Here is a 25,706-nt window from a genome sequence, read left to right as displayed (position 1 = left end):
AGGTGGACGATTCGCCCGTAACACTGCGCTTGACGGGCGAGCGGTCGTGAGCTAACGTCCCCATAAATGTATACACATTTCTGAAGGGACTTCTTCGATGGCCGATGATCATGGAGACGTGCAGAGCGGCACGACGACTCACTCCGTCGCCGTTCTGGGCAGTAGCGGCGGAAATCTCCGCAGTCACGGCGGTAACGATCCGGCGAAGCTCATCCGCGATGTGCAGCAGCAACTCGCGGCCGCCGGATTCACACTCGGCGAGGTGCAGTTCGTCAGCGCCTCGTCGTCGATGGACGGCGTCTCGCAGTCCACCCCCGCCGAGCTCTGGGGGATCGACGACGGCACCCCGATCGTCCTCGAGACCGGCACTCTCGGTGAGATCAATGAGATCGCCCGTTCCTACGACGAGCGCCTGGCGGCCAAGGTAACCTCCGGCGAGATCGACGGTCTCATTCTGATGAGCGCCGATCCGACGGACACGAACGCGCAGACGATCGCTGCCGCCGCAAAGGCCGGCATCCCCGCTGCCGGAACCGGTGGGAGCTCCATCGCCAAGGCCCAGCAGCTCGGGGTCAATCTGGTATCCGCCTCGGGTACCACCGGCACGACGAGCTCCACCCGCGCAGTGTCGTACGTCTCCGGCCTCGCCCGCCACTGGAAGGTCAAGTACCGCCCGGTCCTCGGCTCTTCCTCAGCGGGCTCGACCAATGCAGCCACGGAGGAGGCCGCGTGGCGCCGCATCAGCATCCGCGGCATCATGGTCGGCTCGATCCCCGCCTTCATCGCCCTGGCTCTCGTGCTTGCCGTCAGCAAGATTCCGTGGCTGGACGGGCTGACTCCGGTCTTCGACGCGCTCATCGCGGGCCTCCCGATCGTCGTCGCGGCCGTTGCCGCACGTAAGGTCAGCGGCCTCGACGAGGTCGGACTCGTCGCGGGCGCCATCGCAGGCATCCTGTCCCAGCAGGGGGGCATCCTTGGCGGCCTCGTCGGCGGCGTCCTCGCCGGTCTCGTTGTGTCGTGGCTGATCAAGTGGACCTTGGCGCACCGATTCCCGGCCACGACCGCGAACATCGTGACCGGGGCGCTCGCCGGTCTACTGCCCGGCCTTGTGGTCTATTTCCTTCTCGCTCCGTTCACCAGCCTCCTCGGCGAATGGGTGAAGTACGGCATCGAGTGGACGGTCGACTTCAGCCCGCTTCTCGCTGGCGCTCTCGCCGGCTTGGCCATGTGGCCAGCGATCATTGGTGGGGTATACCACTCGGTGATCCTCCCGCTCGTGCTGCTCGAGATGGGGCAGAAGGGACACAGCTTCTTCGGCGCTATCGACATGGTCGCTCTGGTCATGGTGTCTCTCGGTATCACCCTCGCGAACGTCGTCAAGCCGCGCACCTCCGGGGAGCGGGCGCTGGCGGGATCGGGGGCAGGCGTGAACTTCTTCTTCGGCACATTCGTGGAGTCGTCTTATCCGTTCATGTTCGGCGACAAGAAGGTCTTCGGGATCGCATTGGTTTCCGCAACCATGGGAGGCACTCTGGTCGGGCTGTTCGGCGTCGAGGCGACGGCCTATCTGCCCGCGATGGTCGCCCCATTCATCGCGACGAACGCCCTGGGAATGGTCGTTGCGATGGTCGCGACCGCAGCGCTTTCCTTCACCCTGACGCTTCTCGCGAACCTCGCCGCTATCCGCAAGGCTCGCCAGGTCCCTTCCGCAGTCTGAATCATTCCTGTAGCACGAGAGGCATCACAAATGATGAACGATTTCCAGTCCGCCGATATGGAGCGCCGCCGTGAGCACGCGATGGCCAAGGTGTGGAACGCGATCAACGATCACGGCGGCACCACTCTGCTGAGCACGGGTATCACAGCCGACGACGCCCGCCTGGCCAAGGCCGTCGTCGACGCCGGTGTGCGCATGCTTGAACCCAACCACCCCGCCATCGCGCTGGCCCGTGGCCTGCACGGCGTGAAGGACATGCACAACGCCGAAGCCGTCCGCCACGAGCTCGATCTGACCGAGATCGATCGCGTCGTCCAGGGCGTGCGCGCGGTGGCGGGTCCAGACGTGTTCGTCACCGTGGGGATTCCCGGCGGCTTCACCGAGCTGCAGCCCGTGGACCTGGGAGAACGGCACTTCTACGACCTCGCCCGCGCGGGCGCGGACGGTCTGCACACTCACAAGTCGTGCTTCCAGGACCTCGACGCCTGGGTGGCCATGGCGCACAGCCACGGTCTCACCGTCGACGCGTACATCGCCCATCCCGACGACCGTCACCCGTTCGGAATTCCGGCGGGAACACCGGAGGAGGTCGCCGCTGTCGCGCGCCGGATGGAAGACCAGGGCGTGGACATGATCGGCCTGATGACCGGCATGTCCTACGGCGGCACCGAGGCCGGGGACATCCCCGGCGAGATCAAGGAGCGTCTGGCCGCCCTCACCGAGGCAGTGTCCGTGCCCACCCTCGCAGAGGGCGGCATCAACGCCGACAACTATCATGCGTTCCGCGGCACTGGGGTGCACGTGATCGTGGTCGGCACATCCTTCGACGACGTCGCCCGACGTGCGGTCGCCGAAACGGCGTCCAAGTACATCGGTACGGCCGTGCCCGTGCCCTCCTCCTGAGCTATGGGATGATCTGAGTCATGGTTGCCGCCAGAACGCGTCGCACCACCCTTCATCAGAAGATGTACCAGGAGTTACGCTCGCAGATCGACAACGGCAGCCTCCGCGACGGCGAACAATTGCCCACCGAGTTGGAACTAGCGGAGCGGTTCGACGTCAGCCGCGGTACCGCCAGGCACGCGGTCACCCGGCTGGTCAACGAGGGGCTCGTGGTGAGGACGGCGGGTCGTGGCACATTCGTTGCGACCCGCCGCCTCACCTACACAGCACGGGAGCTGCTCGGGTTCACCGAGCAGATCCGCGCATCCGGTCGGGTACCCAGCTCCCGGGTCGTGGCGGTCGGTATCATCGATTCGGAGAAGGCTGCCGGTGGCGGACCCGACCTCTTTCTGTCGGGCACGAAGCTCCTGTCGATCGAGCGTGTCCGACAGGCGAACGACGAGCCGGTTGCCCTGGAGAGACTTCTGCTGCCCTGGCCGCGGTTCGCGGGCTTGCGCGACCTGGATCTCGCGAGCGTGTCGATCTACGACACCCTGGAGGAACTGTTCGGGGTGAGGTTGCAAATCGGCGTATTCGAGCTGGACATCGCCGATCTCGACAGCCGTCAGTCGGGCCTGCTGCACGAGCCGACCGGAACGTCCAGCTTCCTCATGCAGGGCACCGTCGTCGATCAGGACGAGCAACCGATCGTGTCCGTTCGGTCGTTGTATCGGCGCAGCCATTACACGTTCCGGTTCTCCATCCCCCGTGGGAGCAATCCCGCCACCCAGTTCGTTCCCCCGCGCCTCGTTCTCGCGCCGCAGTAGCCGGTGTCGCTGGCGCAATCCCACCCGGAAGATGGCCATGCCTCAAGTCGCCCTTGCCTTCAAACCCGCCGACCTTCGGCCGCGAGAGCATGTGCGCTCGCTCCTTTTCGACTGGGACGGCACGCTGTTCGACAATCACGGGTTCAATTTCCGAGCGTTGCGGCATGCTCTGCTGCTGCACAACATCGCGATCACAGAAGACTGGTTTCACGCACACTCGGGCTTCTCTGCTCGAGGGATCGTCGAGGAGGCCGCACGCATCGCTGGCTCCGGAGCGGATGCGGGCACGGTGCTCGGAGACCGAGACGCCTACGCTGAGGACCGCTTGCACGAGATCGCACCCGTCGAACCCGTCCTCGCTGTCCTCCTGGATGCTGGAGACCGCAAGGTCGGGGTGGTCACCGGTTCGAACAGGTCCAACATCGAAGGACTGCTGCGGCTGCACGGGCTCGAAGAGCGGCTGGACACCATCGTGACCCGGGACGACCTGCAGCACGGCAAGCCGGACCCGGAGGGCTATCTGCTCGCTATGCGGCATCTCGGCGTCGACAACGGCAACCATGTCTTGGTCTACGAGGACAGCGATCAGGGCATCCGCGCAGCGCTTCAGGCCGGTGCCGACGTGATCGACGTGCGCCCCTTACTGAATACGCAGGCGCCGGCATGACCGCGCGACCGCGGCCACCGACCCGCAGGGCCATGACTGCGCACCGACGATGTGCACCCTTCCGCCCGCCCACGTCAGAACGTCGCTGTCCCTTCGAAGGAGGAGCATGAATCAAGCGCCCAACTCAGCAGTCGACCTCGCAGCGTCGACGGTCACGGTCGGGGACGCGCCCCTGAGCATCGACCAGGTCGTCGCCGTCGCCCGGTACCGGGCCGGCGTTCAGATCTCCGAGGACGCACGGATCGCCATGCGCGCCGCACGCAGCATCGTCGACGATCACGCGAGGTCCGATCGAGCCATCTACGGGGTCTCCACCGGGTTCGGTGCCCTCGCGACCCGCAAGATCGACGTCGAGTCGCGGGAGCGGCTGCAGACCGGGCTGATTCGGTCGCACGCCGCCGGATCCGGACCGGAGGTCGAGGCGGAGGTCGTACGTGCGCTCATGCTGCTCCGCCTGCAGACCTTCACCACCGGTCGCACCGGTGTCCGCGCGGAGGTCGCCGACCGTTACGTAGCCCTCCTCAACTCGGACGCCACTCCCGTGGTGTTCGAGTTCGGCTCTCTCGGATGCTCTGGAGACCTCGCCCCTCTGGCGCACTGCGCCCTCGCGGCCATCGGTGATGGTGAGGTGCGCGATGAGCGCGGGATCGTCCGCCCGAGCGGCGAGGTGCTCGCCGAGCTCGGATTCGGCCCACTCACCCTCGCAGCGAAGGAGGGGCTCGCGCTGATCAACGGCACCGACGGGATGCTCGGCATGCTCACACTCGCGGTCCACGACCTGAACCGGGCGGTGCGCACGGCGGATGTGGCCGCGGCGATGAGCGTGGAGGCTCTGCTCGGGACAGATCGGGTGTTCACCGCCGATCTGCAGGCCGTGCGGCCGCATCCTGGGCAGGCCGCCAGCGCCGCGAACCTCACCAGGCTTCTGGCCGGTTCGGAGATCGTCGCCAGCCATCGCGGAGAGGACTGCAGCGTGGTCCAGGACGCATACTCGCTGCGGTGCGCACCACAGGTTGCCGGTGCCGTGCGCAGCACCATCGCTCACGCGACCGGCATCGCCGACATCGAGCTAGCCAGTGCTGTGGACAACCCTGTCGTGCTGCCGGACGGGCGGATCGAGAGCAATGGCAATTTCCACGGAGCACCGGTCGGCTACGTCCTCGACTTCCTGGCCATCGCGACGGCGGACCTCGCCTCGATCAGCGAACGGCGCACCGATCGCCTCCTGGATCCCAGCCGATCCAACGGCCTTCCCGCCTTCCTCGCCGCGACGCCGGGCGTAGATTCCGGGCTGATGATCGCCCAATACACGCAGGCGGCCATGGTGAGCGAACTGAAGCGGCTCGCGTCCCCCGCAAGCGTCGATTCGATCCCGTCCTCCGCCATGCAGGAAGACCATGTCTCGATGGGCTGGTCCGCCGCCCGCAAGCTGCGCCGGGCGATCGACGCGCTTCAGCGGGTCATCGGCATCGAGGTGATGGCGGCCGCACGCGGATTGGATCTCCGCGCGCCTCTGGCCGCGGCACCGGCCACCGCCGCCGTCGTGGCGGCGTTGCGAGCCGAGGTCGCCGGCGTGGGCGAGGACCGGTACCTCTCCCCCGATATCGAACGCGCGGTGGAGATGGTCTGCGCCGGGACGATCCTCTCCGCTGCGGAGGAGGCCGTCGGCCCGCTCGACTGATCGGCTCGCGGCGACCGCACTCCCTCATAGATCCGGACACGATGGCGCAGAGTCCCGTTGTTCGGGTGGTCAGCACGTGCTGAGATAGAAGTTACCGGCCCCGCCTCGACCAGGCGGAACCCAGCGAAAGGATCCCGATGGCCCTCCCCGGCGCGCGCCCCGTCCGTTCACCCCGCGGCACGGAGCTCTCCGCGAAAAGCTGGCAGACGGAGGCTCCGCTGCGCATGCTCATGAACAACCTCGACCCCGAGGTCGCCGAACGCCCGGACGACCTCGTCGTCTACGGTGGCACCGGCCGCGCGGCGCGCAGCTGGAAGGCGTTCGACGCGATCGTCGAGACCCTCCGCACTCTCGAAGAGGACGAGACCCTGCTCGTGCAGTCGGGCAAACCGGTCGGTGTCTTCCGCACGAACGTCTGGGCACCGCGCGTGCTAATCGCCAACTCCAACCTCGTGGGCGACTGGGCGACCTGGCCCGAGTTCCGCCGGCTCGAGGCCGCAGGACTCACCATGTACGGCCAGATGACCGCCGGATCATGGATCTACATCGGCACCCAGGGCATCCTGCAGGGCACCTTCGAGACCTTCGCCGCGATCGGCCGCAAGCGGTTCGGAGGATCCCTCGCAGGCACGATCACGCTCACCGGCGGCTGCGGCGGCATGGGCGGCGCACAGCCTCTCGCCGTCACCCTCAACGATGGCGCCTGCCTCATCGTCGACGTCGACGAGAGCCGATTGCACCGCCGCGCCGGCAAGCGCTACCTCGATGAAGTCGTCTCCAACCTCGATGAGGCGCTCGCCAGAGCGCAGCGAGCCAAGGACGAGGGGACCGGCTGGTCGATCGGCCTCGTGGGCAATGCGGCCGAGGTGTTCCCCGAGATCCTGCGCCGCCACCGCGCAGGCGAGATCACGATCGACATCGTGACCGACCAGACCTCGGCGCACGACCCGCTCAGCTACCTGCCCACCGGCTACACCGTCGCGGAGTGGCAGGCTCGCGCGGCTGCTGACCCTGAGGGCTTCACGCGGGACGCCCGCGATGCCATGGCGGCTCAGGTCAGAGCAATGGTGGAGTTCCAAGACGCTGGCGCGGAGGTCTTCGACTACGGCAACTCGATCCGCGACGAAGCCCGTCAGGCCGGCTACCACCGCGCCTTCGAGTTCCCCGGCTTCGTACCCGCCTACATCCGACCGCTCTTCTGCGAGGGCCTCGGCCCGTTCCGCTGGGTGGCCCTCTCGGGCGACCCCGAGGACATTCGCGTGACCGACGCGGCCATCCTCGAGCTCTTCCCCGAGAACGAGCACCTGCACCGCTGGATCCGTGCCGCGCAGGAACGTGTCGAGTTCGAGGGACTTCCCGCCCGTATCTGCTGGCTCGGCTACGGCGAACGGGCCACGGCAGCCATGCGCTTCAACGAACTTGTGGCTGAGGGCCGGCTGAAGGCGCCGATCGTGATCGGCCGGGATCACCTCGACTCGGGATCCGTGGCGTCGCCCTATCGCGAGACCGAAGGGATGGCCGACGGCTCAGACGCCATCGCCGACTGGCCGCTGCTCAACGCGCTGACGGCGACCTCGTCGGGCGCTACCTGGGTGTCGCTGCACCACGGCGGAGGCGTCGGCATCGGCCGCTCCATCCACTCGGGGCAGGTCTCGGTGGCCGATGGCACCCCGCTCGCGGCCGAGAAGCTGCAGCGCCTGCTGACAAACGATCCGGGCATGGGCGTGATCCGCCACGTCGACGCGGGCTACCAGCGCGCGGTCGACGTCGCAGCCGAGCGCGGTGTACGCGTGCCGATGCAAGGAACCGTTCGCGACGCCGGCGATACCGGCTAGGACCAGGCCCCGATCTGCGCCACGCGCGCACCGGTCGCAGGATCCGTTTCGCCCGCGGCCTGATCCCGTCGCCGTTCGCCCAGCACACCGCCGACCCGGAGGAGACCATGACGAACGCCCTGCTGATCGAGAGCATCGGTGAGCTCACGACGAACGACGAAGCGAACGGCGGGCGCCTCCGCGACGCCGCCGTGGTCGTCGAGGACGACCGGATCGCCTGGGTCGGCGCCACCGACCGCGCCCCCGCCGCCGACGAACGCCTCGACGCCGGGGGTCGGGCAGTGCTGCCCGGGTGGGTCGACTCGCACACGCACATGATCTTCGCGGGCGATCGAACGGCCGAGTTCGAGGCTCGCATGTCGGGCGAGACATATGCCGCGGGCGGCATCAATGTGACCGTGGAGGCGACTCGCGCAGCGTCCGACGCTGAGCTCGAGACGAATCTCAAGCGGCTCGTGGCCGAGGCGAACCGAGGCGGCACGACAACCCTCGAGACGAAGACGGGGTACGGCCTTACCGTCGCCGATGAGGTGCGCGCCGCCGAGATCGCCGGACGCCACGTGGACGCGGTCACCTTCCTCGGGGCGCATGTCATTCCCTCCGGCAAGGATCCGACAGAGTATCTCGACCTCGTGACCGGTCCGATGCTCGACGCCGTCGCGCCACACGTGAGTGCGGTGGACGTCTTCTGCGAGAGCGGCGCCTTCGACGAGGAGGCATCGCGCCGCGTCCTCGCGTCGGCTCGCGCCGCAGGGCTCTCGCGCCGCGTGCACGGCAACCAGCTCGGCCACGGTCCGGGTGCACTCCTCGCCGTCGAGTACGGCGCGAGGAGCGTCGACCATCTCGGCTTCCTGGACGACGCCGACGTCGCCGCGATCGCGGATTCGTGGTCGAGTTGGGACGGTGGATCAGGGCATCCGGGCACAGTAGCGACCGTGCTACCCGCCTGTGACCTGTCGACTCGGATGCCACTGGCGCCGGCTCGTCGCCTGCGCGACGCCGGCGCGGTGCTCGCGATCGCCTCGAACTGCAATCCAGGAACCTCCTACACATCGTCGATGGGGTTCTGCGTCGCCACCGCGGTGTTGCAGATGGGGCTCACGATCCAGGACGCCGTACGCGCGGCGACGATGGGCGGCGCGATCGCACTCGGCATGTACGAGGACGGCTGGTGCGATCCGCGCGGCATCGCTCAGCCCGCCGTCGGAGCGATTCGTCCCGGTGCGCGCGCCGACCTACAGCTACTCGATGCGCCGTCCGTGACGCACCTCGCCTATCGACCCGGCATGCCGCTCACCGTAGCCACGTGGCGAGCGGGCGAGTACGTAGTCTCTCCATGGAGTAGCAGTGACGTCTGATATCGGCTCTACGACGCACCGCCTCGGATCGAAAGGACCACACGTCATGCCGCTTGCCCTTTCACATGATCCCAATTGGCCCAGGACAGGCGGATGGCCCGGCGCCGGTCAGGTCCCGGAGTTCGATCTGGCCTTGATCGGCATCCCGACCTCTCGCACCTCACTCTCCCCGACCCGGGCGCACGAGACGCCTCGAGCAGTGCGCGAGACGCTGCGCCGGTACTCGGGTCACGTCGTCGCCCCGGGACGTTTCGGGAGGCGTGGCTCCGAGGCGGAGACGGTCCTCGACCAGGCATTGCGCATCGTCGATGCCGGCGACGTCGCAGACCCCGACAATGACACGGGCGAGCGGGTGGCTGTGGCTCAGATCGCCGATCTCGCCCGTCGGGCAGAGCTTGTCGTGGCGCTGGGCGGCGACAATGCACTCACGGTGCCCGCCGCGCTCGGTGTGGCCGGCGACGAACTCGCCACAGCCGGCCTCATCACGCTCGACGCCCACCACGATCTTCGCGACGGGCGCAGCAACGGCTCGCCGGTGCGGCGTCTCGTCGAGGCCGGTCTCGACCCTCGGCGCATTGTGCAGATCGGCATCGCCGACTTCGCCAACTCGCTCGCCTACCGGCGGCGCGCGAGGGAGCTGGGCATCACGGTCATCCACCGAGACGAGCTCCACGACCGGTCGATCACCGAGATCGTGGACGAAGCGCTGTGCGTGGCCGGCGGCGGCGGTGGACCCATCCACGTCGACCTCGACGTCGACGTCTGCGATCGCTCGGTCGCGCCGGGATGCCCCGCGTCGATTCCGGGCGGCATCCAGGCGTACGAACTGCGCCGCTTCACCCGGCTACTCGCCGCCGATGCGCGGGTACGAGGCATCGATATCGCGGAGGTGGACGCAACTGCGGACGCCCCCGACGGCCGCACCGTGCGGCTGGCGGCGCTCTGCGTGCTCGAAGCGGCAGCCGGCTTGGTGCAGCGCCTCGAATCCTGAGCTTCGTCAGGAGATCGAGGGGCAGTGCTTCCAGGCTTCGCCTCTGTCACCGCGTCGCGTAGAACGCGACGGCTGACGACGCCGCGACGTTGAGAGAGTCGACGCCGCCCATCATCGGGATCGTCACCCTTCGATCGAGTACCTTCTCCGTCTGCGGCCCAAGCCCGTGTCCCTCGGTCCCGAACACCAGAGCCAGCTTCTGATGGTCCTCGGCGACCAGTTCGTCGAGGGTGATCGCGCCGTCCCCGAGGGTCATGCCAGCGACAACGTAACCAGCCGCCTTGAGCTGCTCGACACCGCTCGGCCACGGATCGATCCGCGTCCACGGCACCTGGAAGACCGTGCCCATCGACACGCGGATGGCTCTGCGATAGAGGGGATCCGCACAGCGCGGTGTCACCAACACGGCGTCGACACCCATGGCTGCAGCCGAGCGAAAACACGCGCCAACGTTCGTATGGTCGACCAAGGAGTCGAGAATCGCGATACGTGAACGTCGTAAGTTGGCCGCTGGTGAAGGTCGTTCGCGCACGTTGGAACCGTTCACCTTCGTGTGATCCACCACATCGGCCACCGGCGGGAGCTCCGGCCGGTGCATGGCCGCGAGCGCCCCGCGGTGCAGGTGGAAGCCGGTGATCGTGCGCAGCAGGTCCTCCTCGGCGAGGTAGACCGGGATCTCCCCGTGCTCGCCGGCGCCCACCTCACGCAGCAGGTCCTGCAGGTCAGGCAGCCACCGCGGCGCCATCAGGAACGACCGCGGCCGGTAGCCCGCCCGCACTGCGCGCCGGATCACCGTGGAGGACTCGGCCATGAACAGCCCGCGCTCAGGCTCCAGCCGACGGCGCAGGGCCACGTCGGTCAGCCGGGTGTAGTCGGCGAGCAGGTCGCCACTCAGGTCGTCGGCAGTGAGAGTGAGACAAGGCACCAGCAGACCCTATAGGGCCGGATCCACGCACCGCCCGCCCACCGTGGCGGGCGCACGATTCAGCGGGTGAGCAACCAGCGGCGGGCCGGACGGTGGCCCGCGGCACGGTCCCGCGCGGAGAAGGAGATGGCGTTCCGGTAGTGCACGGTGACCTGGTGGTTGACGGCCTCCCAGGTGCGTTCCGCCGTCGAGTCCCGCGCCGCCAGGCCCATCTCTGCCCGTCGCACCGGGTTCGCGGCCAGAGTGGCGACGTACTGGCGCATCGCGTCGAGCTGGCCGGGTTGGTAGAGGAAGCCGGTCTCGCCGTGCTGGACGAGGTCGATCGGACCGCCCCGGGCCGGGGCGATCACCGGAACCCCGCAGGCCTGCGCCTCCTGGATCGTCTGCGCAAAGGTGTCCATCTCGCCGGTATGCACGAACATGTCGAGGGAGGCCATCATCCGGGGCAGCTCAGCGCCGTCGAGCCGGCCAGTGAACACGGCACCAGGGAGCGTACGACGCAACCACTCCTCCCGCGGGCCGTCACCGACCACGACCACCCGCACGCCCGGCAGCTGTTGCAGCACCGCCAGGTCCTCCACCTGCTTCTCCCGTGCCAGGCGTCCGACGTAACCGACGAGCACCTCACCATCGGTGAGCAACGACGTGCGCAGTGCCTCGTCACGATGCACCGGGGAGAACCTCTCCCGGTCCACCCCGTGCGGCCACACGGCGACCCGGTGCACGCCGCGGTCGATGAGCTGTTGGCAGGCGTAGCTGGACGGCGCGAGGGAGAGCGTGGCGCTCTTGTGGATGTCCTCGATCCGGCGCCACAGCAGCGGTTCGATCTGGCGCACCTTGTACCGTTTGGCGTAGCTGGGCACCTCGGTCTGGTAGACCGCGACCGAGGGCAGGCCCAGGGTGTGCGCAGCACCGATCGCCTGCCATCCGAGCATGAACGGCGCCGCCAGGTGCACCACGTCGGCGTCGAAACACCGCAGGTGCTCCTCCAGCGTGCGCACCCGCGGTGTGGAGAGTCGCAGCTCGCTGTACCCCGGCAGCGGGACGGCACGGAAACGCCGCACGCTGGCACCGGCGTAAACGCTCACGGAGTCCTGGCCACGGCCCGCCGCGGGCGCGAGCACGATCACCTCGTCCCCGTTCGCGGCAAGGTACTCCAGCAACCGCAGCAGGGTCACCGTGACCCCATTGGCCTGCGGAAGGAACGACTCGGCGACCACAGCGATGCGCACACGAGCATCGTGGCAGATCGGGGCGCGAGAACGGATCACCCCAGAGGCGGATGTTGCCTGTGTTCACTCACCCTAAAGAGTGACGCCGATGGCCCCGCGCCGATCACGACGCTGCCGCTACTACTCGACCTCGGCGGCGGCGGCCGCGAACTGGGCCTGGTACAGGCGTGCGTACGCACCGCCGGCGGCGAGCAGGTCCGCGTGATTGCCCTGCTCCACGATCGCGCCCGACTCCATCACCAGGATCACGTCGGCGTCGCGGATGGTGGAGAGCCGGTGCGCGATCACGAAACTGGTCCGGCCCTTGCGCAGCGCGTTCATCGCATCCTGGACGAGCACCTCGGTGCGGGTGTCCACCGAGCTGGTGGCCTCGTCCAGGATGAGGATCGCAGGGTCGGCGAGGAACGCGCGGGCGATCGTGAGCAGCTGCTTCTCCCCCGCACTCACCGCCGTCCCATCGGTACCCTCGTCGTCCATCCGGGTCTCGTACCCGTCGGGCAGGGTGCGTACGAACGGGTCCACACCGGTGGCCTCGGCGGCGGCGACGAGGTCGGCGTCGTTGACCTCCCGGTGCGAGCCGTACCGGATGTTCTCGGCGATGGTGCCGCCGAACAACCAGGTGTCCTGCAGCACCATGCCGATGTTGGACCGCAGCTCGCCCCGGGTCAGGTGACGGGTATCGGTCCCGTCGAAGGTGATTCGACCACCCTGCACCTCGTAGAACCGCATGATGAGGTTCACCAGTGTCGTCTTCCCGGCACCAGTCGGCCCCACGATCGCGATCGTCTGACCCGGCTCCGCCACGAAGGAGAGGTCCTCGATCAGCGGGCGCTCGGGCGTGTAGGAGAAGGACACGTCCTCGAACGCCACCCGCCCGGAGACGGGGCCGAGCGTCTCGGGAGCACGCGGGTCGGCATCCTCCTCGTCGGCGTCCAGCAGGTCGAACACCCGCTCGGCGGAGGCAGCGCCGGACTGCATGAGGTTCATCAACGACGCGATCTGAGTGATCGGCTGGGAGAACTGCCGGGAATACTGCACGAACGCCTGCACGTCACCGAGCGACATGGTGCCCGAGGCCACCCGCAACGCTCCGAGCACGGCGATCGCCACGTACCCCAGGTTCGCGATCCAGCCCATCACCGGTTGGATGGTGCCCGTGATGAACTGGGCTCGGAACGAGGCACGGTAGAGCCGCTCGTTCTCCTCCTGGAACGTGTCCACCGCCGCCTGCTCGTGGCCGAACACGCGCACCAGGTCGTGCCCGGTGTACATCTCCTCCACGTGGGAGTTCACCGTTCCGGTGCGCTTCCACTGCTCCACGAACTCGGGTTGCGACCGCTTCGCGATCTGCCCCACCACGACGGCGGAGAGCGGGATGGTCACGAGCGCCACCAAAGCGAGCTGCCAGGAGATCCACAGCATCATGGCGACCACTCCGACGACGGTCAGCACCGACGTGATCAGCTGGGAGAGCGTCTGCTGCAGGCTCTGGGCGATATTGTCGATGTCGTTGGTCACCCGGGAGAGCACCTCACCGCGGGCCTGCCGGTCGAAGTAGCGCAACGGGAGGCGGTTCAGCTTCGTCTCCACCTGTTCCCGGAGCCGGAACACCACCTGCTGCACCACCGTGGTGGTGATGCGCCCCTGCAACCAGGTGAACAGGAAGGCGCAGGCATAGACGACCACCACGATCCCGAGACTGGCGGCGAGCCGATCGAAGTCCACTCCCTGGCCCGGGACCAGGTTCGGCATCCCCTCGAGGGTGTCCGCCCGCGTGTGCTCCCCAGACGCACGGAGCGCGTCGATCCATTCCTCCCGCGTCATCTGCGGATCGAGCTCGCGGCCGACGAGACCGTCGAAGATGATGTTCGTGGCATTGCCGAGCATCTTCGGACCGATCACGGTCAGGACGGTGCCGACCACCCCGAGCAGCACGGCCACGAGCACCCAGATGCGGTCCGTCCGCAGCGCACCGACGATCCGGCGTGCCGCACCGAGCAGATCCTTGGGCTTCTCGGTCGGCATCGCCAGACCGCCGGCAGGGCCGCCCCCCGGGCGGGGCCGTTCCTCGACCTTCGCCTGCGCCTGCAGCTCGGAGTCGTCGGCACGCTCCCCGGCGGTGACGTCGTTCGGATCACTCACGCTGTGCTCTCCTTGCCTGAGCACTGCGGTGCCTCACTCCGGCACACCTCGTTCCTCGCCGTACCTACGCGGGGGCTCCTCGCGCTCATGCTGTGCTCTCCTTGCCTGAGCACTGCGGTGCCTCACTCCGGCACACCTCGTTCCTCGCCGTACCTACGCGGGGGCTCCTCGCGCTCATGCTGCTTCCTCCGCGGTGAGCTGGGACGCCACGATCTCCTGATAGGTCGGATTCTCGGCGAGCAGCTGCTCATGGGTGCCGCGCCCCACCACGCGGCCGTGCTCGAGCACCAGGATCTCGTCCGCCCCACGGATCGTGGCCACCCGTTGCGCCACCACGATCACACTCGCCTGGCGGGTGCGCGGGAACAGGGCAGCGCGCAGCGCCGCGTCGGTCGCATAGTCCAGGGCGGAGAAGGAGTCGTCGAACAGGTACACAGCCGGCCGGCGCACCAGGGCACGTGCAATCGCGATCCGCTGCCGCTGCCCACCGGAGACGTTGGTCCCGCCCTGCGCGATCGCTGCGTCCAGCCCGCCGTCCATGGAGCGCACGAAGTTCTCCGCCTGCGCGACCCGCAGCGCCTCCCAGAGCTCGTCGTCCGTGGCGTCCGCGCGTCCGTACCGCAGGTTCGACGCGACGGTCCCTGTGAACAAGTACGGCTTCTGCGGCACCAGTCCGATCACCGAGGAGAGCACCGCCGGGTCGAGGTCGCGCACGTCCACCCCGTCGATCCCGATCGCACCGGAGGTCACGTCGAACAGGCGCGGCACCAGGTGCAGCAGCGTGCTCTTCCCCGACCCGGTGGAACCGATGATGGCGGTGGTGGTTCCGGGGCGTGCGGTCAGGTCGATCTCGTGCAGCACGTCGTTCTCGGCGCCCGGGTAGTGGAACGTCACACCCGCCATCTCCACCAGACCCCGAACGTGCGTGGGTCGCTGTCCCTGCTGCGGCGGGTGCACGGTCGGCTCCGAGCTGAGCACCTCCTGGATCCGTTCCGAGGAGACGGCCGCTCGAGGGGCGAACATGAACATCATCGTGGCCATCATCACGGCCATCAGGATGAACATCAGGTACGAGAGGAAGGCCACCAGAGAACCGATATCGGCCAGGCCCGCGTCCACCCGCCTGCCACCGAACCAGATCACCGCCACCGATGCGATGTTCACGATCAGCATGACCATCGGCATCGCGAACGCCATCACGCGCCCGACCTTCACGGCCACGTCCCGCAAGGTCGCGTTGGCGCTACCGAACCGGAGAGCCTCGTCGGCTTCCTTCACGAAAGCGCGTACCACCCGGATCCCAGTGATCTGCTCCCTCAGGATGCCGTTCACCCGGTCGATCCGCTTCTGCATGGAGCGGAAGTAGGGCACCATGCGCATCGCCACCAAGGCCATCGTGACGCCGAGCACCGGCACCACCGCCACCAGCAGCAACGACAGTCCGGGGTCCTCCCGCACCGCCATGATCACGCCACCGATCAGCATGATCGGCGCCATGATCACCACCGTCAGGGACATGAACACGAACATCTGGACCTGCTGCACGTCGTTGGTCGAGCGAGTGATCAACGACGGTGTCCCGAACGCGGACATCTCCTGGGTGGAGAAGCGCATCACGCGGGTGAACAGGTCGTCGCGCAGATCTCGACCCAGCGACATGGCCGTCCGAGCGCCGAAGTAGACCGCGACGACACTCGTCACGGCCTGCACGGCGCTGACGGCCAGCATCAGGCCACCGATCCGCCAGATCAGATCGGTGTCCCCGAGCACCACCCCCTGGGAGATGATGTCGGCGTTCAGGCTCGGCAGATACAGGGCCGCGAGCGTCTGCACCAGCTGCAGCAGGCAGACCAGGGTGATAGCACCGCGATACGGGGTCAGCGAGGTGCGAAGAAGACCGAGCACCCCACGAACTTACACCGCGTCAGGAAAGCAATTTCCACGCCGCATACGCGAATCCCCCGTCGATCTGGCGGCTGTCACCGACCAGATCGACGAGGGATTCGCGTGAGAGAGCGTCAGCCTCGAGGCTCCTGCCCCGTCACTGGTGCGGCTGCCACGGTTCCTGCGGGGCGGGCGGTGGCTCCTCGCCCTCCGGCGGACGCTGACCTGCTGCACTGGACGGGTCGAACGGACGTCCGGAGGTCTCGCCAGCCTGAGTGGCCTCAGCAGTCGCCTCGGTCGCCTGGCCGCGGGCCTCGCGAAGGGCCTCCGCAGGGTCCTGCAGGGATGTCTCCGGCAGTTCCACGTCAAGCCCCTCGATGTGCTCGAGGTCCTTCTCGCGCTTCTCGCGGCGAGTCTCGCCGCCGCCACCCGAGGAGGGGGCTCCGCCGCCGCTGACGCCGCCGCCACCGCTGGGCCCGCCGTCGCCGAAGGCCGAGGAGATCGACCCAAGGGCGGCGGTGAGCTCGGTGGGAACGACCCAAAGCTTGGACGAGGTGCCGTTGGCGATCTCCGGCAGCATCTGCAGGTACTGGTAGGCCAGCAGCTTCGGGTCGGCGTCGCCGCGGTGGATCGCGTCGAAGACCTGAAGGATCGCGCGGGACTCACCCTGCGCCTTGAGGATGGCGGCCTGCGCCTGGCCCTCGGCGGTCAGGATCGCGGACTGCTTCTCACCTTCAGCGGTGAGGATCGCGGACTGCTTCACACCTTCAGCGGTCAGGATCGCCGCACGACGGTCCCGCTCGGCACGCATCTGCTGCTCCATCGCGCCCTGCACGCTGGGCGGCGGGTCGATCGCCTTGAGCTCGACCCGGTTCACGCGGATACCCCACCGACCGGTGGCCTCATCGAGCACACCACGCAACTGACCGTTGATCTGGTCACGGCTGGTGAGGGTCTGCTCCAGGTCCATCGAACCGATGATGTTACGCAGCGTGGTCACGGTGAGCTGCTCGATCGCCTGGATGTAGTCCGCGATCTCGTAGGTGGCCGCCTTCGGGTCCGTCACCTGGTAGTAGACGACGGTGTCGATGCTCACCACGAGGTTGTCGGAGGTGATCACCGGCTGCGGGCGGAACGGCACCACGCGCTCACGCAGGTCGACCCCGGCACGGATCCGGTCGACGAACGGGATAAGGAAGTGCAGACCCGCATACATGGTGGACTGATAGCGGCCGAGCCGCTCGATGATCAGCGCACCGGCCTGCGGCACGATGCGGATCGCACGCGAGATCGCGACGATCACGAACAACGCGACGAGGGCGATGATGATCAAGCCGATGATGGCTCCTGCGTCACCCACTGGTTACCCCTTCGATGGTGGTGGTGGACCCGAGCTGACGCCGGGTCCCTGCTTCGTCTGTGATGGTGTTGTCGGGCGCCATGCGGTGGATCCGCTGGAGCGTTCAGAATCCCTGTGTGGCAGGGCCGTACGGCTGACTCGGATCTGCTGGCGTCTCCGGCTGGGCGACGTACGCCGTCGCCCCCTCGATACGCACGACGACCACGTCGGTGCCGGCGGGGAGGACCACCCCGGTCCGTTCGATCCGCGCCGTCCAGACCTCACCGGAGAGCTTGACCCGACCCGCGCGGTCGCTCACATCGGCGACGACGGTGGCCGGTCGCCCGATCTGAGCGTCCACACCCGTCTTGGCGTCCGGTGTCGTCGACTTCAGCTTCGCCAAGGCCCACGGGCGCACGCCGAACAACAGCAGCACCGAGACGAGGGCGGCGACGAGGATCTCCAGCCAGAGGGGAGCTCCGAGCAGGCCGGCGAATGCGGCGGCGACCGCGCCACCGGCGAGCATGAGGAACAACAGGTCTACGGTGAGCATCTCCACGACGCCCAGCACCAACGCGGCGCCCAGCCACCACAGCCAGCCCAGATCCATCGTGAACCTCTCCCCATCGTCGTATTGATCAGTCTACGGGACGCGCCTGCTCACGCGGGTGTGGAAACCCGTCTCCAGACGGGCAGAACTCCCCGGCGGCGCCTCACCACCGGGGTGGATGTCCGGCCGTGTGTGCTCCGCTCTCCGAGGCCAGTGCGCGGGCGGTCCAGCGGGCACCGTGACGTTCGACCACCAGGTCCAGCCCAAAGGTCTCCGAGAGATGCTGCGGGGTCATCACCGTCTCCAGTTGCCCCGCCGCGACCGTCTTCCCCTCGCGCAGCAGCAGGCCGTCGGTGAACCCGGGCGGGATCTCCTCCACGTGGTGGGTGACCAGGATCAGCACCGGCGAGCTCACATCCGCGGCCAGCTCGCCGAGGGCGGCCACCAGGTCCTCCCGGCCACCCAGATCGAGGCCGGCGCCCGGCTCGTCGAGGATGAGCAGCTCGGGGTCGGTCATCATCGCGCGAGCGATCTGCACCCGCTTGCGCTCTCCCTCGGAGAGGGTGCCGAACAGTCGGTCGGCGAAGGCGGCCATCCCGAACACGCCCAGCAGGTCCCGCGCTCGACCCTCGTCGAGTTGCTCGTAGGACTCCCGCCACCGTCCGGTCACGCCGTAGGAGGCGGTGAGCACCACATCGAGCACGCGCTCACTGCCCGGGATGCGGTCGGCGAGGGAGGCGCTGGCCAGACCCACCCGCGGGCGGAGCTCGAAGACGTCGATGCGACCGAGCTCCTCGCCGAGCACGGTCACCCGGCCCCCGGTCGGGTGCATCCGCGCCGCCGCGAGCTGGATGATCGTGGTCTTACCCGCGCCGTTCGGGCCGAGCACCACCCACCGTTCACCCTCTTCGACCGACCACGACACCGAGTCGAGGATCAACTTCTGGCCACGCCGGACGGTCACGTCGTCGAACTGAAGCACGTCACCCATGCAGGTGAGCCTATCGGCCCGGGAGCATCCTCCGGGACGTCCTGGCGAGGCAACCGCACCCGGTGACGGCGGAGATTCACCCGTGCCGTGGATGTGACACCTGGCGCGTGCTCACCTAAGTTCTGGCGTGTGCCGATCGATCTCCCCCGCTCCGTCCTCACCGCACTGTGGGTGGCTGAGCTGCGTGCTGTCGGCGGCCCGCACGGTCCAGGGACGGACGAGCTCACCGCCGCCGCCGTGCCGGCCATCCAGGGCGAGGACGAGCCGCACACGCTCATCGAGGCACCCACCGCCGAGGTGCCGCTGAGCGTCGGCCGCTCGGGGCTGCGCACAGCCGTGCCGACCGTCCTGGACCGGCTGGCCGCACATCCCGGGGTGGTACACGCTGCGCTGCCGGTGCCCGGGGAGGTCGGTGTGCCTGCCCCCGTGGCGCAGGAGGCGATCGAGACGGGAGAGGCGGTGGTCGCCGTCGGGAATCCTGGTGAGACCACCGTGGTGGCCCTCCCGCACGTACAGACCTTCGGTTCGGCACTGGAACCCGGTGCGATGGTGACCTGGGCGGTGCACCGGTGCGAGGGCAACACGGGAGTGCCGGACTCACCGGCAGACGCCCGGCGCAGCCTCACCGAGGCCCTGGAGCTGGCGATCGACGCACTCACTCGGATGGACGTCGCGCGGTGGCGACCCGAGGCGGCCGAGGACATCGCAATGCTGGCCTCGGCTACCGTGCCACCCGAGCTGCACCTGCGCCTTCCCGGCGGACTGGACGGGCGCCGGCTCGACCTGCTGGTGCGGGCCGCACGGCTGAACGCCATCGTGGACCTGGCCACAGAGGACGACGGCGCGGCGGTGAACGTCTGGCAGGTGGATCAGCGCAGCGCGGCCATGCGGCACGTGGCGGCCGCGGCGCGGCGCGCGATGGTCTCAGCCACGGTCAGCGCGCCGCCTTCCACTCCGGCCTGAGCAGCGACATCATCACCTGGTCCACCCAGCCGTCGTCGAAGCGCAGCGCATCGCGCTCCCGGCCCTCCACCACGAAGCCGGCCTTCTCGTAGACCCGCTGGGCCCGGGGGTTGAAGGTGAACACCCCGAGCGAGATCCGGTGCAGCGGCAGGTGCGTGAATGCGTGATCGACCATCAGCCGCATCGCCTCGCTGCCGAGCCCGCGGTCCCGCCCGGCCGGCCCGATCAGGATGCGGATGTTGCAGGAGGAGTTCTGCTCGTCCCAGTCGTTCAGCACCACTTCCCCGACGCAGGCACCCTCGGGGGTGGCGGCCTCGGCGATCATCAGGTCCAGCCGCCCGGACTGCTCGGCGCGGGTGGAGTACCACTGGTGCACCTCGGCGCGGTCCGCGGTGGCCGTGTTCGCCTCGGCCGTGGAGTGCACGCTCCCGGTGAGCCGGTTCACGTCCGGGTCGGTGAGGATCTCCACCAGGGCGTCCAGATCCTGGTCCCGGTAGCCGCGCAGCACGGCCCGGTCCCCAGCGAGCGTGGGGACCTGCAGCCAGGGGTCCTCAGGCATCGAGGACCGCCCGGTAGACCTCGAGAGTGCGCTCGGCGATGGCCGCCCAGGAGAACTCGTCCTCTGCGCGACGGCGGCCCGCCTCGCCCATCCGACGTGCCCGCTCGGCGTCGGTGGCCACCTCGGTCAGGGCACGGGTCAGGTCGGCGGCAAACGTCTCCGGGTGCACCGGCGTGCCGGTGCCGTCCTCCCTTTGCTCCAGGGGCACCAGCAGGCCGGTCTCCCCGTCGGCGACCACCTCGGGGATCCCCCCGGTCGCGGACGCCACCACGGGCACTCCGACGGCCATCGCCTCGAGGTTGACGATGCCGAGCGGCTCGTACACCGACGGGCACACGAAGACCATGGCGGCGGCGAGCAGGCCGACCACCTCAGCCCGCGGCAGCATCTCGTCGATCCAGACCACACCCGTCCGGGTGCGCTGCAGCTCGGCGACGGCCTCGCTGACCTCGGTGGCCAGCTCCTTGGTGTCCGGCGCGCCGGCGCAGAGCACCAGCTGCACCTCCTCGGGCAGGTCACGTACCGCGGCGAGCAGGTGCGGCAGTCCCTTCTGCCGGGTGATGCGCCCGACGAAGATGACCGCGGGCCGGTCCGGGTCCACGCCGTGCTTGCGTGCGATCTCGGCGGCCTCGGTGGCCTCCGGTCGCTTCCACGAGTCCAGGTCGATCCCGTTGTGCACCACCACCACCTTGTCCGGGTTGAGCTGGGGGTAGGAGCGCAGGATGTCCCGGCGCATCCCGGCACTGACGGCGATCACCCGTTCGGCCCCTTCGTAGGCCGTGCGTTCGGCCCAGCTGGACAGGGCGTACCCGCCGCCGAGCTGTTCGGCCTTCCACGGGCGCAGGGGCTCCAGGCTGTGTGCGGAGAGCACGTGCGGGATGCCGTGCAGCAGGCCGCCGAGGTGGCCGGCCATGTTGGCGTACCAGGTGTGTGAGTGCACCAGGTCCGCCCCGGCGACGTCGTTGGCGATCTGCAGGTCCACCCCGAGGGTGGCCAGCGCGGCGTTCGCCCCGTCCAGTTCGGCGGGCACGTCGTACCCGGTCACGCCGTCGCCGTCGCGGGGGCCGTCGAAGCAGCGGACCCGCACGTCCGCGTGACTACGCAGCACCCGGGAGAGTTCGTCCACGTGCACCCCGGCACCTCCGTAGACGTGCGGGGGTACTCCCTGGTGAGGATGTCGACACGCATCTGAGCTCCTTCACTGGCGGCTGAGGATGAACAATTTTGGACCAGGTGCCCATACCGATGGTGCGACCTGCTTTGTGACTCTAGGGTTCTGAGCATGGCAGCACCACGGGTTCTCGCAATCGTTCTGGCCGGCGGAGAAGGCAAGCGGCTGATGCCGCTGACCAAGGACCGTGCGAAACCGGCCGTCCCCTTCGGGGGCATCTATCGCCTGATCGACTTCGCCCTGTCCAACGTGGTGAACTCCGGCTATCTCAAGGTCGTGGTGCTCACCCAGTACAAGTCGCACTCGCTGGACCGGCACATCGCGATCACCTGGCGCATGTCGGCCCTGCTGGGCAACTACGTGGCCCCGGTGCCGGCGCAGCAGCGGGTGGGCAAGAACTGGTTCCTCGGCAGCGCCGACGCGATCTACCAGTCCCTGAACCTCATCGACGACGAGAAGCCGGACATCGTGGTGGTAGTCGGTGCCGACCACGTGTATCGGATGGACTTCTCCCAGATGGTCGACTCGCACATCGCCTCCGGCGCGGAGATGACCGTGGCCGGGATCCGGCAGCCGAAGTCGCTGGCCGACCAGTTCGGAGTGATCGACGCCGACCCCAGCGACCCGCGCAAGATCGCAGCCTTTTTGGAGAAGCCGACCGACCCGCCAGGCCTGGCGGACTCCCCCGACGAGGTGCTCGCCTCGATGGGCAACTACGTGATGAACGCCGACGCCCTCGTGGACGCCGTCACCAAGGACGCGGCCTCGAGCGACTCCAAGCACGACATGGGCGGCGACATCGTGCCCTACTTCGTCTCCAAGGGGCAGTGCGGCCTGTATGACTTCATCGAGAACGATGTGCCCGGGTCGAAGGACCGGGACCGCGACTACTGGCGCGACGTGGGGACGCTGGACGCCTACTACGAAGCGAACCGCGACCTGATCGCCGTGCAGCCGGTGTTCAACGTGTACAACGACTCGTGGCCGCTGCACACCGGGTACACGGGCCTGCCGCCGGCGAAGTTCGTGCATGCCGTGGAGGACCGGATCGGGCACGCGACCGACTCGATCATCTCCCCCGGTGTGGTCGTCTCCGGCGGTGAGGTGTCCGGCTCGGTACTCTCCCCCGGCGTTCGTTTGAACTCGTGGTCGCGGGTGGAGGACTCGGTGCTGATGGACGGGGTGATCGTGCACCGGCACGCCACCGTACGCCGGGCGATCCTGGACAAGGGAGTCACCGTCGAGGCCGGCGCCACCGTGGGGGTGGATGCCGAGCGGGACAAGGCTCGCGGGTTCACCATCACCGACACCGGGATCACGGTCGTCCCGAAGAACGGTCGGATCACGGCCGACTGACGATCTGCTGGCATGATCGGGCGGCATGAGTGAGCGTGCCCCGCGGACCCGCCGTCTGATCATCGTCGACGTGGACTCCACGTTCATCACCAGTGAGCAGATCGACCTGCTCGCCGATCGCGCCGGGACCGGCGACCGGGTCGCCGCGATCACCGAACGTGCGATGGCCGGGGAACTGGATTTCGCCGCGTCGCTGACCGAGCGGGTCAGCGCGCTGGCCGGGTTACCTGTGAGCGCCCTGGAGCAGGTGCGTGATCAGGTGCGGCTCAGCGCCGGTGCGGCCGAGCTGGTGACGGCGGCCCACGAGCGGGACTGGCCGCTCGCCCTGGTCTCCGGCGGCTTCCACGAGATCGTCGACCCGCTGGCGGAGCGGCACGGCATCACCCGGGTGCGGGCGAACCGGCTGGAGGTGGCCGACGGCGCGCTGACCGGGCGAGTGACGGGTGAGATCGTCGACCGGGCCGCGAAGGCGCGGTGGTTGCGCTACTTCGCCGATCAGGAGGGCATCGACCTGGCCGACACGGTCGCGATCGGGGACGGCGCGAACGACCTCGACATGCTGGCAGTGGCCGGTCTCGGGGTCGCCTTCAACGCCAAGCCGGTGGTCGCGGCGCAGGCCGACCGGGCGATCACCGAGGGCGGACTGGACCGCGTGCTGGAGTGGCTCTGAGGCGACCGGTCGCCGTCAGCCGTTCTCCCGCCCGCTGACCAGGCCGGTGAGCACGCTGCTGCGCCGGCCGAGGCTGCTCCACGAGCCGTCGTGGGTGAGCAGGGCCGCCATCGCGGTGGAGATCCCGGTGCGCACCCGGTGGGTGGCAGCATCCTCGGACCCGGGGCCGGCGAGCAGGTGCGCGACGGCGGAGGTCACCGGTTCGTGGCCGACCACCAGCAGGCGGGTGGCCGCCTCGGGCGCCGCGCAGAGCACGTCGAGCATGTCCGTCACGTCCGCCCCGTAGAGCTCGTCGAGGTGGCGCACCTCGACGTCGTCGGCGGCCCCCTCCATCCCGACGGCGACCAGCTGCCAGGTCTGCCGGGTGCGCACGGCGGCCGAGCACAGCACCAGGTCGGGCACGCCGGTCGAGGCGAGTAGCCGCTCCCCCACCAGACGTGCATGAGCGCGCCCGTCGATGCTGAGCGCCCGGTCGACGTCGCGGAGCGCGCCGTGTTCGGCCTGGGCGTGCCGCAGCAGCACCAGGCGCTTGGGCTCGGAACTCATCGACCCAGGATACGCGTGCACCTGCCGGCGGCAGTCCTTGACCGGTCGACCCTGTTTGCCCTACATTCCGTGCTAAGTGATTTTTCACTTAGCCCCTAACCGCTATCGACGGAGATACCGGAATGACCTCCTCATCACGCACATCCATCAGCCGGCGTACCCTGCTGCAGACGGCTGCGGCCGGCGCCGGCGGCCTCGCCCTCGCTGGGTGTGGCAGCGGCACATCATCCGGCTCGAGCGGCGACTCGCTCTCGCTCATGCTGTTCGGACCCACCGAGGAATTTCTCACCTGGTTGCGAGAGACCGTTCTCACGCCGTTCACCGAGGAGCACGGGATCGACGTGGAAGTTCGCCAGTCCGACTGGGGCTCAGGATTCCAGAAGCTGCTCACCGCGACCGCGAGCGGGTCCCTCGCGGACGTCACGATGCTCGGGCAGGTGATGACGCCCGCACTCGCCTCCAAGAACGCCTTCCTCCCGATCGACGAATACCTCGCCGACTGGCCAGAGAAGGACGCCATCTATCCCGACATGCTTGCCGACGGCACCTACGACGGTGTCAGCTACGCCGTTCCCGTGTACGCCGACGTGCGCGCACCGTTCTACCGCACCGACCTGCTCGACCAGGTCGGTGCCTCCATCCCGACGACCTGGGACGAGTACCGCGCCGTCGCCGAAGCACTGGACGCCGAGTCCGGTGGCCCTCTGGAGTTCCCGACGTTCTGGAGCCAGGACAACGCGGTAGGGATGATGCAGGCGTGGAGTCAGCTGCTGTACCAGGCCGGCGGGGCGTTCTTCTCCGACGACGGCGCTTCCACCCTCGCCAGCGCCGAAGGCCACGCCGCGCTCGAGTATCTCGTCGGCTACTTCGACTCTGGCCTCTCCGACCCGCATCTGGTGTACCAAGGCACCGGCGCACGCCCCACGATCGCGGGTACAGCAGGGATGGTCTTCGGCAGTCAGACGCAACTGCGCAACGCCGCTGAGTTCGCACCGGAGGTCCGGGACCATCTGGTCGCCGGCCCTCCGCTAGGCGGCACGGCGACAAGTGAGCCCACCACGATCGCGTGGATCAACAAGCTGGCGATCTCCGCGACCACGGACCAGCCGGACGCCGCCTGGGCGCTGGTGTCCACGCTCGCTTCCAAGGATAATGCCGAGCGCTACGCCGAGTTCTTCGGCGGGCTGCCGGCCCGGTCCGATCTCACCGATGCGGCCTACCTCGAGGACTCCGAGCCCGAGCTGATCGCCGCCCTCGCCGACGCACGGGCGCTGCCGACGTCCCCGAACCTGCTGGAGATCCAGCAGGAGATCAACACAGCGCTCCAGGCGGCGATCCGGCAGGAACGGTCTGTCGAGGAGACCCTCCAGCAGCTCGACGCGACGATCGACGGCATCAATGCTGACTGATCAGGCAACAG

Annotated in this window: 21 protein-coding genes and 1 pseudogene; 12 read left to right on the top strand and 10 right to left on the bottom strand. The window is 68.5% G+C overall.

Going from position 1 to position 25,706, the window contains the following annotated elements; translation table 11 throughout:
- The first annotated feature begins 97 nt into the window (after positions 1–97).
- From BLU77_RS05330 to BLU77_RS05295, 8 genes are all read left to right on the top strand, one after another.
- On the top strand, positions 98–1,717 hold the full coding sequence (locus tag BLU77_RS05330; protein WP_089772012.1) for a PTS sugar transporter: 1,620 nt from the start codon (positions 98–100) through the stop codon (positions 1,715–1,717).
- A gap of 33 nt (positions 1,718–1,750) precedes the next feature.
- Positions 1,751–2,620, top strand: a complete 870-nt coding sequence (locus BLU77_RS05325) for a beta/alpha barrel domain-containing protein (protein WP_089772996.1) — start codon at positions 1,751–1,753, stop codon at positions 2,618–2,620.
- Between the two features lie 20 nt (positions 2,621–2,640).
- Entirely contained in the window at positions 2,641–3,426 is a 786-nt protein-coding gene (locus BLU77_RS05320) for a GntR family transcriptional regulator (RefSeq protein WP_089772011.1), read from the top strand.
- Positions 3,427–3,463: 37 nt separating this feature from the next.
- Entirely contained in the window at positions 3,464–4,093 is a 630-nt protein-coding gene (locus tag BLU77_RS05315; protein WP_175476939.1) for an HAD family hydrolase, read from the top strand.
- Positions 4,094–4,199: 106 nt separating this feature from the next.
- The gene (hutH, locus tag BLU77_RS05310; protein ID WP_089772009.1) at positions 4,200–5,774 is read left to right on the top strand and encodes a histidine ammonia-lyase; all 1,575 of its coding nucleotides are present in this window, start codon (positions 4,200–4,202) and stop codon (positions 5,772–5,774) included.
- 137 nt (positions 5,775–5,911) lie between these two features.
- Positions 5,912–7,609: a urocanate hydratase gene (gene hutU, locus BLU77_RS05305; RefSeq protein ID WP_089772008.1), complete on the top strand. Its 1,698-nt coding sequence runs from the start codon at positions 5,912–5,914 to the stop codon at positions 7,607–7,609.
- A 107-nt stretch (positions 7,610–7,716) separates the two neighbouring features.
- Positions 7,717–8,967: an imidazolonepropionase gene (gene hutI, locus BLU77_RS05300; protein ID WP_089772007.1), complete on the top strand. Its 1,251-nt coding sequence runs from the start codon at positions 7,717–7,719 to the stop codon at positions 8,965–8,967.
- A gap of 46 nt (positions 8,968–9,013) precedes the next feature.
- Positions 9,014–9,958 carry an agmatinase family protein gene (locus tag BLU77_RS05295; protein ID WP_089772006.1) on the top strand — a complete coding sequence of 315 codons (945 nt, stop codon included), beginning with the start codon at positions 9,014–9,016 and terminating at the stop codon, positions 9,956–9,958.
- 46 nt (positions 9,959–10,004) lie between these two features.
- Here the strand turns inward: BLU77_RS05295 and BLU77_RS05290 are convergent, their stop codons facing one another.
- The 7 genes from BLU77_RS05290 to BLU77_RS05260 form a co-directional block, all read right to left on the bottom strand.
- Positions 10,005–10,883 (bottom strand): TrmH family RNA methyltransferase, encoded by an 879-nt coding sequence (locus BLU77_RS05290; protein WP_245708680.1) that lies wholly within the window; start codon positions 10,881–10,883, stop codon positions 10,005–10,007.
- A gap of 59 nt (positions 10,884–10,942) precedes the next feature.
- A complete protein-coding gene (locus tag BLU77_RS05285) occupies positions 10,943–12,115 on the bottom strand; it encodes a glycosyltransferase family 4 protein (protein ID WP_089772005.1) in 1,173 nt (390 codons plus the stop codon).
- A 120-nt stretch (positions 12,116–12,235) separates the two neighbouring features.
- Complete coding sequence (locus BLU77_RS05280) at positions 12,236–14,140, bottom strand: ABC transporter ATP-binding protein (protein ID WP_089772994.1); 1,905 nt, start codon at positions 14,138–14,140, stop codon at positions 12,236–12,238.
- Between the two features lie 291 nt (positions 14,141–14,431).
- Positions 14,432–16,162, bottom strand: a complete 1,731-nt coding sequence (locus tag BLU77_RS05275) for an ABC transporter ATP-binding protein (RefSeq protein ID WP_089772004.1) — start codon at positions 16,160–16,162, stop codon at positions 14,432–14,434.
- Positions 16,163–16,298: 136 nt separating this feature from the next.
- Positions 16,299–17,501, bottom strand: coding sequence for an SPFH domain-containing protein (locus tag BLU77_RS05270; RefSeq protein ID WP_245708679.1), 1,203 nt, complete (start codon positions 17,499–17,501; stop codon positions 16,299–16,301).
- A 103-nt stretch (positions 17,502–17,604) separates the two neighbouring features.
- Positions 17,605–18,090, bottom strand: a complete 486-nt coding sequence (locus tag BLU77_RS05265) for an NfeD family protein (protein ID WP_089772003.1) — start codon at positions 18,088–18,090, stop codon at positions 17,605–17,607.
- Between the two features lie 103 nt (positions 18,091–18,193).
- On the bottom strand, positions 18,194–19,021 hold the full coding sequence (locus tag BLU77_RS05260; RefSeq protein ID WP_089772002.1) for an ABC transporter ATP-binding protein: 828 nt from the start codon (positions 19,019–19,021) through the stop codon (positions 18,194–18,196).
- Positions 19,022–19,150: 129 nt separating this feature from the next.
- On the opposite strand from BLU77_RS05260, the gene BLU77_RS05255 reads away from it, so the two are divergent.
- The gene (locus BLU77_RS05255) at positions 19,151–19,984 is read left to right on the top strand and encodes a hypothetical protein (RefSeq protein ID WP_089772001.1); all 834 of its coding nucleotides are present in this window, start codon (positions 19,151–19,153) and stop codon (positions 19,982–19,984) included.
- Here the strand turns inward: BLU77_RS05255 and BLU77_RS05250 are convergent.
- On the bottom strand, positions 19,956–20,543 hold the full coding sequence (locus BLU77_RS05250) for a GNAT family N-acetyltransferase (protein ID WP_089772000.1): 588 nt from the start codon (positions 20,541–20,543) through the stop codon (positions 19,956–19,958). The two genes, BLU77_RS05255 and BLU77_RS05250, sit on opposite strands and share 29 nt — an antisense overlap.
- Positions 20,536–21,731 (bottom strand): annotated as a pseudogene (glgA, locus tag BLU77_RS05245) (glycogen synthase). Before glgA ends, BLU77_RS05250 begins: the two are co-directional and overlap by 8 nt.
- Positions 21,732–21,825: 94 nt before the next feature.
- Here glgA and glgC point away from each other — a divergent pair.
- Together glgC and serB are read left to right on the top strand one after the other, a co-directional pair.
- The gene (gene glgC / locus BLU77_RS05240; RefSeq protein WP_089771999.1) at positions 21,826–23,070 is read left to right on the top strand and encodes a glucose-1-phosphate adenylyltransferase; all 1,245 of its coding nucleotides are present in this window, start codon (positions 21,826–21,828) and stop codon (positions 23,068–23,070) included.
- 25 nt (positions 23,071–23,095) lie between these two features.
- Positions 23,096–23,740, top strand: a complete 645-nt coding sequence (gene serB, locus BLU77_RS05235) for a phosphoserine phosphatase SerB (protein WP_089771998.1) — start codon at positions 23,096–23,098, stop codon at positions 23,738–23,740.
- 15 nt (positions 23,741–23,755) lie between these two features.
- Here serB and BLU77_RS05230 read toward each other — a convergent pair whose 3' ends face one another.
- On the bottom strand, positions 23,756–24,286 hold the full coding sequence (locus BLU77_RS05230) for a SixA phosphatase family protein (RefSeq protein ID WP_089771997.1): 531 nt from the start codon (positions 24,284–24,286) through the stop codon (positions 23,756–23,758).
- 122 nt (positions 24,287–24,408) lie between these two features.
- Between BLU77_RS05230 and BLU77_RS05225 the strand changes: the two genes are divergently transcribed.
- Entirely contained in the window at positions 24,409–25,695 is a 1,287-nt protein-coding gene (locus tag BLU77_RS05225) for an extracellular solute-binding protein (RefSeq protein WP_089771996.1), read from the top strand.
- The last annotated feature ends 11 nt before the right edge of the window (positions 25,696–25,706 follow it).

It is taken from the genome of Ruania alba (genome assembly GCF_900105765.1).
GTDB lineage: Bacteria > Actinomycetota > Actinomycetes > Actinomycetales > Beutenbergiaceae > Ruania > Ruania alba.
Note: the sequence above shows the minus strand (reverse complement) of the source record. Positions and strands in the feature narration are given on the sequence as shown.